Origin of the sequence: Clostridium sp. (genome assembly GCF_036643715.1) — a bacterium.
Taxonomy (GTDB): Bacteria; Bacillota; Clostridia; order Clostridiales; family Clostridiaceae; genus Clostridium.
Map to the genome: position 1 here is coordinate 1 of NZ_JAVXRL010000066.1, position 14,803 is coordinate 14,803.

At 29.2% G+C, this 14,803-nt stretch carries 13 protein-coding genes, 1 pseudogene and 2 riboswitches; of the genes and pseudogenes, 8 read left to right on the plus strand and 6 right to left on the minus strand.

Annotated elements, in window-relative coordinates; translation table 11 throughout:
- Window positions 1-135: 135 nt before the first annotated feature.
- The 3 genes from RSF37_RS13645 (at window position 136) to RSF37_RS13655 (ending at window position 2,347) form a co-directional block, all read left to right on the plus strand.
- Complete coding sequence (locus RSF37_RS13645; protein WP_332564936.1) at window positions 136-1,128, plus strand: FUSC family protein; 993 nt, start codon at window positions 136-138, stop codon at window positions 1,126-1,128.
- 280 nt (window positions 1,129-1,408) lie between these two features.
- Entirely contained in the window at window positions 1,409-1,828 is a 420-nt protein-coding gene (locus RSF37_RS13650; protein WP_332564937.1) for a hypothetical protein, read from the plus strand.
- A 30-nt stretch (window positions 1,829-1,858) separates the two neighbouring features.
- Entirely contained in the window at window positions 1,859-2,347 is a 489-nt protein-coding gene (locus RSF37_RS13655; protein WP_332564938.1) for a VanZ family protein, read from the plus strand.
- Between the two features lie 67 nt (window positions 2,348-2,414).
- Here RSF37_RS13655 and RSF37_RS13660 read toward each other — a convergent pair whose 3' ends face one another.
- The 4 genes from RSF37_RS13660 to RSF37_RS13675 all read right to left on the minus strand — a co-directional run bounded on the left by RSF37_RS13660 (window position 2,415) and on the right by RSF37_RS13675 (window position 5,152).
- A complete protein-coding gene (locus RSF37_RS13660) occupies window positions 2,415-2,813 on the minus strand; it encodes a gamma-glutamylcyclotransferase family protein (protein ID WP_332564939.1) in 399 nt (132 codons plus the stop codon).
- Between the two features lies 1 nt (window position 2,814).
- Window positions 2,815-3,456, minus strand: coding sequence for a pyroglutamyl-peptidase I (pcp, locus tag RSF37_RS13665; RefSeq protein WP_332564940.1), 642 nt, complete (start codon window positions 3,454-3,456; stop codon window positions 2,815-2,817).
- Window positions 3,457-3,531: 75 nt separating this feature from the next.
- Window positions 3,532-4,464: a DUF979 domain-containing protein gene (locus tag RSF37_RS13670; RefSeq protein ID WP_332564941.1), complete on the minus strand. Its 933-nt coding sequence runs from the start codon at window positions 4,462-4,464 to the stop codon at window positions 3,532-3,534.
- Window positions 4,465-4,489: 25 nt separating this feature from the next.
- Window positions 4,490-5,152, minus strand: a complete 663-nt coding sequence (locus RSF37_RS13675; protein WP_442878501.1) for a DUF969 domain-containing protein — start codon at window positions 5,150-5,152, stop codon at window positions 4,490-4,492.
- A 382-nt stretch (window positions 5,153-5,534) separates the two neighbouring features.
- Between RSF37_RS13675 and RSF37_RS13680 the strand changes: the two genes are divergently transcribed.
- From RSF37_RS13680 to RSF37_RS13690, 3 genes are all read left to right on the plus strand, one after another.
- Complete coding sequence (locus tag RSF37_RS13680; RefSeq protein WP_332564943.1) at window positions 5,535-9,032, plus strand: beta-N-acetylglucosaminidase domain-containing protein; 3,498 nt, start codon at window positions 5,535-5,537, stop codon at window positions 9,030-9,032.
- A gap of 196 nt (window positions 9,033-9,228) precedes the next feature.
- Window positions 9,229-9,873 carry a 4Fe-4S binding protein gene (locus tag RSF37_RS13685; RefSeq protein WP_332564944.1) on the plus strand — a complete coding sequence of 215 codons (645 nt, stop codon included), beginning with the start codon at window positions 9,229-9,231 and terminating at the stop codon, window positions 9,871-9,873.
- 131 nt (window positions 9,874-10,004) lie between these two features.
- The gene (locus tag RSF37_RS13690; RefSeq protein WP_332564945.1) at window positions 10,005-10,322 is read left to right on the plus strand and encodes a rhodanese-like domain-containing protein; all 318 of its coding nucleotides are present in this window, start codon (window positions 10,005-10,007) and stop codon (window positions 10,320-10,322) included.
- A 47-nt stretch (window positions 10,323-10,369) separates the two neighbouring features.
- Here RSF37_RS13690 and RSF37_RS13695 read toward each other — a convergent pair whose 3' ends face one another.
- Together RSF37_RS13695 and RSF37_RS13700 are read right to left on the minus strand one after the other, a co-directional pair.
- On the minus strand, window positions 10,370-10,576 hold the full coding sequence (locus RSF37_RS13695; RefSeq protein WP_332564948.1) for a carbohydrate-binding protein: 207 nt from the start codon (window positions 10,574-10,576) through the stop codon (window positions 10,370-10,372).
- A 243-nt stretch (window positions 10,577-10,819) separates the two neighbouring features.
- Window positions 10,820-12,634: pseudogene (locus RSF37_RS13700) on the minus strand (glycosyl hydrolase family 18 protein); the annotation flags it as partial.
- A gap of 278 nt (window positions 12,635-12,912) precedes the next feature.
- On the opposite strand from RSF37_RS13700, the gene RSF37_RS13705 reads away from it, so the two are divergent.
- Both RSF37_RS13705 and RSF37_RS13710 read left to right on the plus strand, forming a co-directional pair.
- Window positions 12,913-13,212 (plus strand): hypothetical protein, encoded by a 300-nt coding sequence (locus RSF37_RS13705; RefSeq protein ID WP_332564946.1) that lies wholly within the window; start codon window positions 12,913-12,915, stop codon window positions 13,210-13,212.
- A 513-nt stretch (window positions 13,213-13,725) separates the two neighbouring features.
- Window positions 13,726-14,247 carry a signal peptidase I gene (locus RSF37_RS13710; protein WP_332564947.1) on the plus strand — a complete coding sequence of 174 codons (522 nt, stop codon included), beginning with the start codon at window positions 13,726-13,728 and terminating at the stop codon, window positions 14,245-14,247.
- Window positions 14,248-14,408: 161 nt separating this feature from the next.
- Window positions 14,409-14,491: riboswitch (cyclic di-GMP riboswitch) on the plus strand.
- A gap of 70 nt (window positions 14,492-14,561) precedes the next feature.
- A riboswitch (cyclic di-GMP riboswitch) is annotated at window positions 14,562-14,644 on the plus strand.
- The last annotated feature ends 159 nt before the right edge of the window (window positions 14,645-14,803 follow it).

Here is a 14,803-nt window from a genome sequence, read left to right on the forward strand (position 1 = left end):
AAATATTTGTACAATTTCCTTAATTAAATGTAAACAATTGTTAGTTATATAATGAAATTTCAAGTAACATATATCAAAAAGAGTCTAATATATGTTATAACATATATTAGACTCATATAGGAAAGAGGGAATATAATGGATAAATCTCAAAAGATAAACGGGAAAATGATGATTGTAAATCTAATTATGCTTATTGGAATAGTAATATTTGTTTCAATATTTTCAAGTGTTTTTGGTTCAGGTAATACTTTAGTAGGAGTAATTATAATTACAGCTATACTTATGTTTAGTTCAATTAGCGTAAGTATAAAGTTTAAAGATGCTCTATTTGGAATTATAATATCTTTTATAGCACTAGGGGTTGTATCATATGTAACAATGCTACATCCTTATATAGGTGTACCAATTAATTTTGTTTTTGTATTTTTAATTATATATGTATTTACGAATAAGGTGGAAACAAAAGTATATTTACCATTTATATTATGTTATGTATTTTTACAAGGAAGTCCAGTTAGTTCAGAAGAACTACCTAAAAGAATAGCCAGTTTATTAATAGGTGGATTATTAGTTGCAATAATATATTACTTTAGTCATAAGAAGGCTAGTGATGAAGATCATAGAAGTTTGAAGGAAATGTTTCATTCAATAGATATATATTCTCTTCAAGGTAATTTTGCACTTAGGATGGCTATTGGAATTACAATAGCAATGTTTATTGGTGGTATATTTGGATTTGTAAAAGGCATGTGGATAAGTGCTACAGTTTTATCACTTACACAACCAAATTACGGTCAAACAAAGGAAAGAATTCCTGAAAGAATAGCAGGAACTATAATTGGAGCTGTTATATTTATAGTTTTATTCTACTTTATAGTACCTAAATCATTAGATTCAATGGTTCTTTTAATAATTGGATATATTTATATGTTTATTAAACCATATAAATTACAAATGATATTTGTGACATTAAATGCATTAGCTGCGGCAATGATTTTATTTGATGCATCTGTATCTGTACCAATGAGAATAGGATTTTTACTAGTGGGAATTGTAATTGCGGTTATTGTTAACAAACCATTATACAAGCTATATGAAAACAAACATAAAGAAGAGATATGTAAATAATTTATAATTATAATACAAAAAGCCTAAAATTAAAGTTTTAGGCTTTTTAATGCTGGATTAACTGGAAATAATAATTTTTTATATATAATCAATATTATATGATTTATTAATAATTTTGAAAGTTAATATTTAACATATTAATAAAAAACGTCTATTAGATTAATTGTAATTAAATTAATATTTTACCATAAATAGACTTTTTTTTTAATGTATGGTATATTGATATCGGATATATTGAATTTTTAACCAAATTAAATATTAGAATGATGGGAGAGGTTTTATGAGATTAAAGGGGTTTAAAAAATGTGCATTAACATTTTTATTGAGTGGTTTCATGCTAATATCTAGTTCTATATCAGCTTATGCAGATACAGGAATAGGGTTTAGTGCTACAATTAAGACAGGAAACTCAGGGTATGGTATAGTTAATGGGAAAGATTCAGGTAAATATTATCATTTAACACCTGGAAGAGTAGGATTAGAAGTTAAAAATGTTAGTGGTGGAACATTTGAGGTATATTTATATAAAGGTAGCAAAGAAATTGATAGATGTGTGAATATTACATCAGCTACTTGGCGTAGATTTTTTGATATTCCAAAAGATAGCAGTGATTATTGGTTGAAAGTTGCTGTTACAGGAAAAACTAACACAACGTATAGTATAAGTGGAAAGATTCATGATCATGGAGATCCACATTAGAAATTGTATTATTAAAGGAGATTTAATATATTGGATAATAAAGAAAAAAAATTTGGTTTTAAAATTTTAGTATATTTAGTTTTAATATTATATATAAGCATATTAATTAGTATACTTATTTTCAAGAATGGAGATGCGTCTATATTAGCAGGGTTTATGAATAATAAGTCTTTTATTGAAAAATTATCATTTGCCCAAGTGATTCCATTTGCTACAATTAAAGAGTTTATATTTGATGCACCTACATATTCAATAGCTATTAGAAACTTACTAGGAAATATTATAATATTTTGTCCGCTAGGATTTTTACTACCAATAGCATTCACTAGATTAAGCAACTGGAAAAAAATATTTATAGTTTCATTAGGGATAAGTTTATTAATAGAAGTAATTCAGTTAATTACTGGCTATGGGTTCTTTGATGTAGATGATTTAATATTAAATGTATTTGGAGCAATGATTGGATACTTTGTATACAAATTATTTGTTAAAAATATAATGAAAAACAAGAGGCTTTAATTAAATTATACAAAATAATTACCTAAAATATATGGCTCCGATATAATATCGGAGCCATTCATTTTAACTATCTTTTAAGCCAATCCCCGTGACTAACTTTTTTTAGAACATCTTTTTTGTTACATTCAGATTTATCGTTATATTTATAAAAGAAAGCTTTTTCAACATCACCATTATCTAATGTTACATTAACAACTTCTCTTAAATATTCAGAATTAGTGTCATTAGGTTTATAATTTTCAAGTCCATCTAAGTCAATTAAAGTACTATCGAAATCTACAAATTCCATAAGTTCACCTACGATTTTATTATCACCAGTTATTACAGCAGGATATCCCTTGTTTTCTATGTGGAATAAATCGCCTTTAATAGTTCCAGGAGTTGTTTTTTTTACTTTGCCTTGAAGAAACTTATCGTAATTAAACATTCCATCTCTAAGGCTACCATATACAAATACTTTTTTCATATTAGCAGATTTCACCTCCGATTGCTTTAATGTCCTCGTTATATATTGTACAAGCTTCTATAGAAAGCTCGATACCTTTAATTATTTGTTCTAATGACATAAATGGTGTGTTCTTTTTGTTTATAACTTGTGATGTTTCATATGGAATGTGGATAAATCCACCTTTCATATTAGGATACTTTTTATTAATCATATATAATATACCGTACATTACATGATTACAGACGAAAGTACCAGCAGTATTTGAAAGTGTGCTTGGTATTCCATTTTCACTTAAATGTTTTACAATACCTTTAACAGGTAGAGTAGAGAAGTAAGCGGCTTCTCCATCTTCTCTTATAGGCTCATCAACTGGTTGATTACCTTCATTATCTTTAATTCTAAAATCATTAATATTTATAGAAACTCTCTCAGGAGTTATATCAAATCTTCCGCCAGCTTGACCTATTGATATAACAACATCAGGATGATGTTCTAAAATAGCCTTTTCTATAGCTTCAAGTGATTTTTCATAAACAGTTGGTATTATAATTTTAACAACCTCTGCACCGTTTATTTTCTCACTTACTCTCATTACAGCTTCTTGTGCTGGATTTATTTTTTCTCCTCCGAAAGGATCAAAACCTGTTAATAATACTTTCATGTATATTCCTCCTTTGTTTCTTTAAAGTTTACTATTTATATGTTTCAGAAAAACTGTTTTTATAAAAACAATTTATTAAAATGCTAAGAAGTACATAACGAATATGTGTAAAACTAATAAAATAATAGCTGTTGGTGCTTGATATTTTATTACGTCATATTGATTTTTACATTCTAGTAATGCTGATGGTACTATATTAAAATTAGCTGCCATTGGTGTTAAAAGTGTTCCACAGTATCCTGCTGTTAGAGCTAGAGATCCAACAATTACAGGATCAGCACCTTGAGCAAGTACAAAAGGAACTCCGATACCAGCTGTGATTACAGAGAAGGCTGCAAATCCATTTCCCATAACCATTGTAAATAAAGCCATTCCTAATACGTAAGCAACAACACCAAAGAATCTACTATCTGCAGGAACAACACCTGAAATATATTGAGATATAACTTCACCAACACCTGCTTGTGTGAATAAAGCTCCAAGTGCAACTAGTAATTGTGGTAGCATACTTGTTGGTCCCATTTGATGAAGTAATCTAGCTCCATCGTTAACAGCTTCTTTAGGAGTAGCTTTAGTAATACTAAATGCGGCTAACATAGCTGCTATAGCTCCGATACCAATAGCAAACTGTGATGAGTTTTTGTAATCTGTAAATATTACAGCAACAGCAACAGCTGCAAATGCTAATACTAATGAAGGGATAAAGATTTTACTCTTTACTTTTTCAGAAGCTCTTTGACCATCTTCTTCTGAAGCCATATCATATTTTGCAAAAACAACTTGTTTTGAAAGGGTTAATAAACTAGATAAAACTAGTATTCCACCAACAACGTTAGCGGGTAATATTTTACCAAATATAAATGGTAAAGAAATTAGTGTCCAAAAGGCACATGTGAAATATCTTTTATGTGAATCTATTGTAGTAACAGACTTATATGCCATAACTAGCATAAGTAAACCCATTATTACGTAAAAAACTTCTAATGCTATATCTATAAAATTTTGCATAGTATACCTCCAATCTATTTGTTAACTACTTTTTATATTTTCTATCCATCTTTTTATCGTATAAGTAATTTTGTAATACTGAAATTAGAAGAGCTACAATAGCCATTATTATACTTGCTTTTGCTATGCTTAAGCCAGTTACTTCATATCCAAATTCAGTAAGGGTACTTGAAATCAAAAGTACACCTGAACTTCCTGCAAAAAGATTTTGTCCAAAGAAGTTACCATAGTTTTCTGAGGCAGCAGACAATGCTTTAATCTTTTCTTCATCTTCCTCATCAAGTTTTCCATACTTGTTTGTAGCGGCAGCTTGAGCCATTGGATTAACTAGTGGTCTAACGAACTGAGGATGTCCACTTATTCTTATTGAAAGGGCACCTGTGATTTCTCTTATAAGAGTGTAAGCACTTAATACTCCTCCAGTTGTAAGCTTGCCCAATTTCTTTACTAGATATATAGCTCTCTGTCTTAATCCGTATCTTTCTAATACACCTATAACAGGTAAAGTTAGAATGAACAGTGAAACTGCTCTGTTAGCTACGAATGATTGACCAAGAACTGTTAAAATTTCATTAAAATCCATTCCTGCAACTAATCCTGTTGCTAGTCCTGCTACTAATACTGTAAATAAAGTTTCAACTTTGAATACGAAACCTAATATTACAATTAATATTCCGATTAATTTGATCATTAATTACTTCCACTCCCATCTTTTAAGTTAATTATAAATTCATTATTTTTCTGAATATTTTAATAAATTTATATCTTTTTTAAAATAATATATCATTTTGTTTACAATTTCAACATATTTTTAATAATAAGGTCACAAATTGTAACAATTTACTACACTTTTAAATGTGTTCCAGTAAAAAGATGAGTATTAAATGTTTTAAGTTGGTATAAATTCTATAAATAAAAATATAATAAAAAAATTAAAATAATAATAAAATTTAGGAAAATATGTAATAAGTAAAAATAGTCCATACACAATTAATGGAAAATAATGTATAAATTAACTATGGTAATTAAATATTATAATTCCATAAATAATACATTAAGGAGAATTTGATATGCTTAAAAATAAGAAGAAAAAAGCTGTAAAAATAGGGATAGCAACTACATGCTTCTTATCGATTGGAATAACTACTTTTCAGGCACCATTAACGTATGCTATGGGAGCCACTAAAGAACCGATGGATGTAGTAAATAAAAAACTTGATATATATCCATTACCACAAAAAATTGAATATAAGTCACAAGAGGGATTCAAGATTAAAGGTAAAATTAATATTGTTATTCATGGAGAACAAGAAAAAGCTACATTACCAAGGCTTAAAAAAAGTTTAGATAAACATAAGATTTCTTATGAAGTATCTGAAAGAATAGATGACAAAAAAACAAATATAGTGATGTCATCTGATAAAGAACATTGTGACGATTGTACTGAAGGTATAAATGATAGTTTAGGGACGCTTAAAAAGGATGAAGGATATGTACTTAGTACAAGTGATGATGTAAATAAGAATGGAATTATAAAAATAACAGGAGCTGATAAAGATGGTGTTTATTACGGTGTATTAACATTAGATCAAATATTAAACCAAGCTACGGGATTAAATAAAATAGCAGAAGTTACTATATCAGATAACCCAGAAATTAAGCATAGAGGATTTATAGAAGGGTTTTATGGTACTCCTTGGAGTCATGAAGATAGAAAAAGTCTTATGAAAGATACTAGTGAGTATAAGATGAATACTTATATATATGCGCCAAAAGATGACATATATCATAGGGAACAGTGGAAAGAATTATATCCAGAAGATAAAGCAAAGGAAATCTCAGAACTTGCAAAGGCTGGAACAGATAATAATTTAAATTTTTGCTGGACAATACATCCAGGTGCAACACTCCAGTTTACTGATGACGATTATAAGGCAATAATAAATAAATTTGAGCAACTTTACAGTCTAGGAGTGCGTCAATTTGGAGTGTTATTTGATGACACTGATGATTGGAGTAGAGGAAAGCTTCAGGCAGAATGGATTAATAGAATAAACAAAGAGTTTGTTAAAGCTAAAGGTGATGTTGCACCGATGATAGTTATATCAGCAAGATATAACTCTGCATGGGGACCAAATATAAATAAATATTTTAAACCTTTTATGGAGACTTTAGATAAAGATATTGAAGTTATGTGGACTGGACATGCTACTATGTCTAATGTATCAAAGGATGTATTTGAATGGCCAAAAACTGCAACGGGTGTAGATAAAGATGTTGCGGTATGGTGGAACTATCCAGTAAATGATTATTGTGACTCTAAACTTTTAATGGCACCAATGCCTAATTTAAATCCAGATTTAGATAATGTTACTGGATTCTTCTCGAATCCTATGAATCAGGCAGAATCTTCAAAAGTTGCATTATATAGCATTGCAGATTATACATGGAATACTAACGAATTCAAATACCAAAAAAGTTGGGAAAAAGCAATTGAAGAGCTTGTTCCTGAAGTATTAGAAGAATTTAAAAGATTTGCTTCAAATATATCATATCTAAGTGATGATGGGGGAGCTAGTGGACCATTTATTTTTGATGAGTCTGTTTACTTAAAGGAGAAAATTGATTTATTTAAGAATGCAATTCAAAAAGGTGAATCTATAAAGAAGAGTGCTACTGTATTATTGAATGAATTTAATATTTTAAAATCTGATTCTAACAATATAAAATCAAAAATACAAAATAAAAATTTACTTAAGGAGATAACACCTTTCTTAGGAGCTTATGAGGCATTAAGTGAATCTGGAATATCAGCTATGAAATCAATCATTGCAGCAGAAGAGGGAAACATTAAAGAGTGGATTACAAACACTAAAGTAGCAAAGCAGAAGTTAGACTCAATGAATAATTTCACTGTTGATAGAATTGAAGGTGAGGGACCAAAGAAATATGTAGTTGATGTTGGGACAAAGCTTCTTAAACCATTAGTTTCTGATACTATAAAAAAAGCTGAAGAAATGATGTCAAACACACTTAATGGAGATAAATCACCGAAAGTAATTAGCAATATAAAAGATATACAAAAAGTAGATGTGAATACTGAGTCTGGTAAATATAGCATAAATGATATATTAAATTTAAACCTTAAGAAAGATGACTATATTGGATTTGCAATGCCTAAAGCAATGATGTTAGATAAGATAGAATTAAAATCTAATGATTATGAAAATGTAAGAGTTGAATATTCATTAAATGGAGTTGAATGGATTAAGGCAGATACAGAAGTTATAGATGGAGTATTAACGTCAAAAGGAAACGTCGCCGCTACATTTGTAAGAGTTATAAATACTTCAGATAATGGTATATTAAATGATATTAAAAAGTTAGAAGCTACACCAATATATAAGGCTAAATTATCAATTTCTGAAAATATAGGAACTTATGAAAGTAATAATATTGAAAATGCTATTGATGGGGATATGGAAACTAAATATTGGAGTAATAAACCAACAGCTGAAGGACATCAAATTAAAGTAGATTTAGGATCTGTAGTACCTCTTTATGATGTGAAGTCATACTTTGCGGTATCAGACCGTATGAGAAATTCTGAATATGAGATTTCAGTAGATGGTGATAACTGGACTTCATTAGGTGAGTTAAAGTATGTTGAGGAAGATGGAAAGATGGTTGCATCCATTAATGCTGATGGCAAAATGGCAAGATATATAAGAATAAAAGCCAATGGTTCTAATACAGAAGGGAATTCAAGCTATTGGGTTCAACTGTATGAAATTGAAGTTAACAAAACAGTAGAGTCTGATGGCAGTGACTATGTTGAGTTAGTTACAGGTAATCCGAAGGGTGAGTTTAAAAATCTTTATGATGGAAATTTATCAACAGCGTATTCTCCTGAAACGGTGACTAATGGGGATAACATTGTTTATAAAATGAGTAGAGTTACAGATGTTGAAGAATTAATGGTGCTTCAAGATGATAAAAATATAAGTAATGCTAAAGTAACGGTTAAATGTACGGATGGAAAATGGATTGAAATAGGTAAGCTTGATGAAGAGTTTAAAAACTTTAATTTAAAAAAGAAAATATTAGAAGTGAAACTTGAATTTGATTCATCAAAGCCGGTACCTAAAATATATGAAATTATAACAAAGGAGGGAACAGTTGAATCGCCTAGTGAAGTTAATAAGGAAAAACTAAAAAACTTAATAAGCAGCACTAAGAAATTAGATTTATTAAAATATACAGATGAAACATCTAAAGTAGTTAAAGAATATTTAAAAGAAGCAGAAAAAGTATTAGATGATGAAGAGGCAACGCAAGAACAAGTGGATAAGGCATTTGAGGAATTACAGGCTTCAATAGATAAATTAGTTCTGAAAAGTAATAAAGATCATATTGATAATTCAGAAAAGGAAGATGAATCAAATACTAATACAAAACCAGGTAATAATAAACCTATACCTGATACAGGTAGAAATAACTTAGGGTTTATGACAGGAGCAATAGCTGCAATTTTAACTGGAATAACTATGCTTAAAAAGAAGAGTTAAATAAGAAAATATAATTGTAAAGTAAGGCAAGCTACTATAATAGCTTGTTTTATTTTTATTATGGCACTTTTAAGCTTATTGAACTATATGATAAATACTAAGGTGTTGTATATAAATAACCAATTGACAATAAACAATAATCAAATTATAATAACAATACAACATACCCCACTGGGGTATATATAGGAGGGAATATATGAAATTTTATAAAAAATATTCTTATTTAATGCTTTTAGTTTTTTTAGCTTTAGTACCATTTAACTTTATATTTGGATTATTAGCTATACTTTGTATGGTGGCACCAATTATATTATCTTTATTTGGAAAGGGTAGATATTCTTGTGGAAACCTTTGTCCTAGAGGTAATTTTTATGACAACATACTTAGCAAATTTTCAAGAGGAAAGAAAACACCAAAGTTTTTAAAGAGTACTTTGTTTAGGATTGCTATGGTTATATTTTTATTATTTATGTTTACAACAGGAGTAATAAAAAATTGGGGAAATGCTGAAGGAATAGGATTTATATTTTACAGATTAATATTAGTAACTACTATTGTAGCAATAATATTAGGAATTGTATTTAATGAAAGAGCTTGGTGCAATTTCTGTCCCATGGGATCAATTGGCGGATTCATTGCAAAGATACGTGGAAGAAATAAAGGAATTGTAGTTGAAAATAGTTGTGTATCATGTAATTTATGTTCTAAAAAGTGTCCTATGGGATTGGAACCTAAAGATTTTAAAGGTGGGGTAATAGATAGTACTTTATGTATATCTTGTGGTAAATGTACACCATCATGTCCTAAAAGTGCATTAGAATTTAAAAAAGTTAATAAATAATATTGATATCTCTTAAATAAAGAGAATTTTTTATTAAATCTTATATCGCAATATTTGAATATAGAGATATAGGTGTATAATAAAATATAAATATAACAAAACTAATATTGAATATTAAAGGAGGAGATTTTATGTTTTCATTTTTTAAAAAGGGATTTGAATCTATAAATGTTAATGAATTAGGAGATAAACTTAAGGGGATTAATCTAATAGATGTAAGGGAGCCTTACGAATATAAGAGTGGACATTTACCAAAGGCTAAAAACATACCTATGGAAAATATTATGAGTAGTCCAAGTAAATACTTAGATAAGGAGAAGGAATATTTTATTATATGTCAGTCAGGAGGAAGAAGTAATAAGGTTTGTAGTCTTCTAGATAGAGAAGGATTTAAAGTAATCAATGTAGCTGGTGGCACTGGAAGTTATAGAGGAAATTTAACAAAATAACGTTAAAAGGTGGCTAATTTAGCCACCTTAATTTGTTTTATATAGTTTTAAGACTCTTTCCAAGCATCAGTAGTTCCAGGTGCTTGACCTTGAACCCACCATTTGCAAATATACTCTTTTCCATTAAAAATAACTTTATCTCCAGCATTATATATTTTGTTTGGATCATAAGTATCTAAAGATGGAGCAGTTGGATCTTTAACAGTAACATCAATTGATGATGTTACTGTTTTTGAAGAATTAGATAGCTTCATTGTATAATTATATTTTCCAGGAGCTTGTCCTTTAAAATCTTTTTCTATTTTCAGAAAGTTAGCATCAGTTGGATTTACTTCTCCTGAAGCGATTTCTTTATTATTTTCTAGTAAAATATATTTTGTTGCATTGCTAGAGTTCGGTATAGTTGCAGTTAACTTATAGTCAGATCCATTATCTTTTTGATCTACAACTAAGTTAGATAATTTAATCTCATCAGGTGATGAGGTAGGTGTATCTTTTCCAATAGGTTTTGCACCATTAAATTTTACATTTCTAATTCCCGAGAAAGATAAGCCTATCATACCTTGAACTTCTATTGAAGCACCAGGATCAATGCCTTGCCATCCACCACCTTTTAAGGTTACAGTAGTAAAATCACCATTATCTTTTAAAGAAGAAGTGCCGCCCCATGAAGATTTATAAATAGCTGATTTTGGAAGATCAAATGAAACTTCCCAACCACCTTCAATTTTTTTGTCTGTATGATTAGTTATCTTTAAGCTATAGGTGTAATTTGGATGATCGTATACTCCAGAGAAATTAACGTCAACTCCTATCTCAGGTAAGCCTTCTGTTTCATCTTTAGTAACTGAACAGTTACCTATTTTTTCAAGGCCATTACTTAATCTCTTAGTTAATGTATTACCAAAAGTATATTTTCCTTCATTAACATTGTCAGAACCCTTTACGTAATTTGGATTTTCACCATAATCTCCGTTCATTACCCAAATTAAAGCTCCACCTAAATTCTTTTCTTTTATATATTTAACTCTTTCATCAATAGACTGTTCATTTTCAAAAGATAAGAATACCTTTTCATCATTTTGCCAAACGTACGGAACTTTACCAACATCATCCCAGTGGATTTTTAAGTTAGGGTCTTCTTCCATTAAGTTTAAAACATGCCACAGCGGATTAGCGCCAGCAGGATCTAAAACACCATTATTATCAAGGTCATCACCCCATATGTTGTACTTTCCAGTTGCAGGATTTTTACTAGTACCATGAAGACCATTTGTTCCACCTTGAACATTTTCCCAGCCTCTAGTATAATATGGGATTCCCATTATTATTTTTTCAGGTGGTAGAACACCACGATAGTACCTATATGCCCAGTCCATACAGAGTACAGGCATTAGCATATTAATTGTTTCTTTATCAGCAGGATCTGGATAAATATTAGCTAAGTTTTCAACAAATTCATTCCAGCCACCATGGAAGTCATAAGACATAACACTTAAAAAATCTAAGTATTTTGCATATTCATTGGATGAAACACCACCAAGTACCCAGGATGAAGCTGTTACTGCAGCCGTTAAAAGGTAAGGCTTATTATCTGTAGTGGAAGCCTTATCTAACTTTTCTCTTAAAGTTTTCATTAATACGTTATATCGTTCATTGATTGTTTTTCGTCTAGGTTCTGACACGTCAAAATCAGCAGGATTACCACTTTGAGGAGTAGAAGAAGGATATTCAAAGTCTATGTCAACTCCATCGAAGCCATATTCTCTTATAAAATCAACACATGAATCGGCAAAAGTTTCGATGCCTTTATCTGTATCCAACATTGTATAGAATCCTCTTGAACCAGCCCAACCGCCGATAGATATAAGAAGGTCTACATCAGGATATTGTTTTTTCATTGTTTGAAGTAAATTAAAGTGTCCTTTGTAAGGTAGGGAGTTATCAAGTTCTAAAGGTTTACCTTTATGAGTTAAGTTCATTCCTTTAAAATCTTCTTCAATAGCGGCATGCTTGTCTCCAAATGCTATTTTGTTTGTAGATGGGTCAACAGATGCAAAAGAATACTGAATGTGAGTTAAGTCATCCCATTGAAGATCACCAACATCAAAGTATCCTTGTGCCTCACTTTTATAAGCCCATTCTGGAAAATAACCAACAACTTTTCTTTGAAGTTGTTCTTCTTTAGGGATTTCTACCTTTTTACTATCTTGCGTAAATGTTTTTGCAGAAACTGAAGATGTAAATGTTGAAAATGCTACAGCCGTTACTAAAAGTCCAGATAAAACTCTTTTTACTTTGCCTTTTTTCAAATTAGGACCCTCCTTAATTTAATTATTTGAGATCTCTATTTAATAGTACAATCAATGGAAAATATTTACAATAAGTTTTTCTGTTAAATTTAATTATTTTAAATAAAAAATGAAAATTAATCGAAAAATTAATACTATTAAAATTTATATTTAAAAAATAAAATATAGTTTTATGGATATAGGGGCTTCTTTTTACATAATTATATTGAAGATGTGAAGTTATAGTGTATACTTAATAATATATTAATAAAATGAATTGAGTATAGGAGGTATGGTATATGAACAGTATGGAATTATATAGAGATATGCTAAACATATATAGAGAAGCAGATTTAGAATGTAATTGTAAATTAAATAGTCTTCTTAATAGACTGAACAATAAAGGTGCGCTTCTTACAGCTAAGGAATTAATTAGGGAAGACATAAAAGAAGACGGGTTAGACGTACTTATGAAATGTGGAAGAGAAGATTTATCATTAGAAAATTTAATATTAAGTAATAGATATAAAAATTTATTTAATGATGAAGATAGAGATATATGTAAAGATAGACTTAGAAATTCAAAGGTAGAAGAATAAGAAAAAAGTCCTTAAAGGGGCTTTTTTTAGAATATAATAATATGAATTAAAAAACTGTAATAAAAACGGACAATATTGTATAAATAGTAATATTTTATGACGATATATGAATAAAGTGTTAAAAATGTATTGAAATTATGAATGGGATAGTATATTATTTTAGATGAGGCGAGAAACAAGGAAAAATTTTTTATAGCAAGCATTTTAAATGAGTTTATAACTCACCTGTGGGACGTTCAATTATGAGATTTATTTAAGGGTTCCATGCTGTTATTTGTGGGGGCAAATCACAGCGTATACATTAATGTATTTTATGAGATTCGCACGAGATGGTTAAAGGGAAATCGTGGGGTATGGGTAAAGAAATAATATTATATAAAGCAGTTTAGTATGAAGGGACGTACTAAACTGCTTTTCGTTTTATATATTTAACATTTTGTGAACTCATTGACATAAAATAGTAAAGTTATATAGACTAAGAGGTAGAGATTATAGGAAGAATGAGGGAATAAAATGAAAAATAAGAGCGCATTATCAGTAATTGGAAATTGCATATTTTATTTGTTTATTATTGCAGTAATAGCAATTTGTACAATTAGTATTACTGGAAGTAAAGAAGGAAAGCATCCTAGCATTTTAGGATATAGCACTTATTATATTTTAACTGGAAGTATGGAACCGAATATTAACCCAGGAAGTTTAGTAATTGTTAAAGATGGTGTGGACCAAAATATTAAAAAGGGTGATGTAATAACTTTCCAAGGTAAAGAAAATAGTAATATTATAGTTACGCATAGAGTATATGAAGTAATAAATGGTGGAAAAGAATTCATTACAAAAGGAGATGCAAATAATACTGTGGATCCTTCAAGTATAGAAAGTAGTCAAGTTATCGGAAAAGTAATGTTCCATATTCCTTATTTGGGAAAAATATCACAATTCATTCAAAAGAATCTAGCGCTAGTTATAATTGTGATAATAGCTATATTTGGAATATCTTATATTTTTGAAAAGAAAAAAGCAAAAAAAGCCTAAAAGTAAATTTTAGGCTTTTTTTTTATTTTATATGAAAAAATGCTGATAAATATAGATAAAAAGTTAATAAATTTAACAAAAGGAAAACAAAGATAACATTCTGTAAAGTGAATTGACTCAATGTATACAATAATGCTAGAATTTACCTGGAAATAATAAAATTACAAATAGCGACTTTGAAGTATATTCTGTATTTGGGCACTTGGAATATATGGAGTCAGTAGTGCAACCGGCTAATTTATTAATTGTGTTAAGAAACTTATGAATTTAAGTTGCTTTACAAAGATATAGATTAGTTTTTTTTTGTTTAAATTATTCATATAGAAGCGATGATATATATTCTGTATTTGGGCACTTGGAATGTATGGAGCTAGTAGTGCAACCGGCTGATATTGGATTAATACTTAATCTATTTTTTTGACTAAGTTACTTACAAAAAAAACTAGAAAAAGAAAATAATACATAATCAGGGGGAATTAATAATGAAAAAGAAAAAAATAATAACTGTAATTGCAGCGGTAGCAGTTGTAGCATCATTAGCGTTAGGATCATTAGC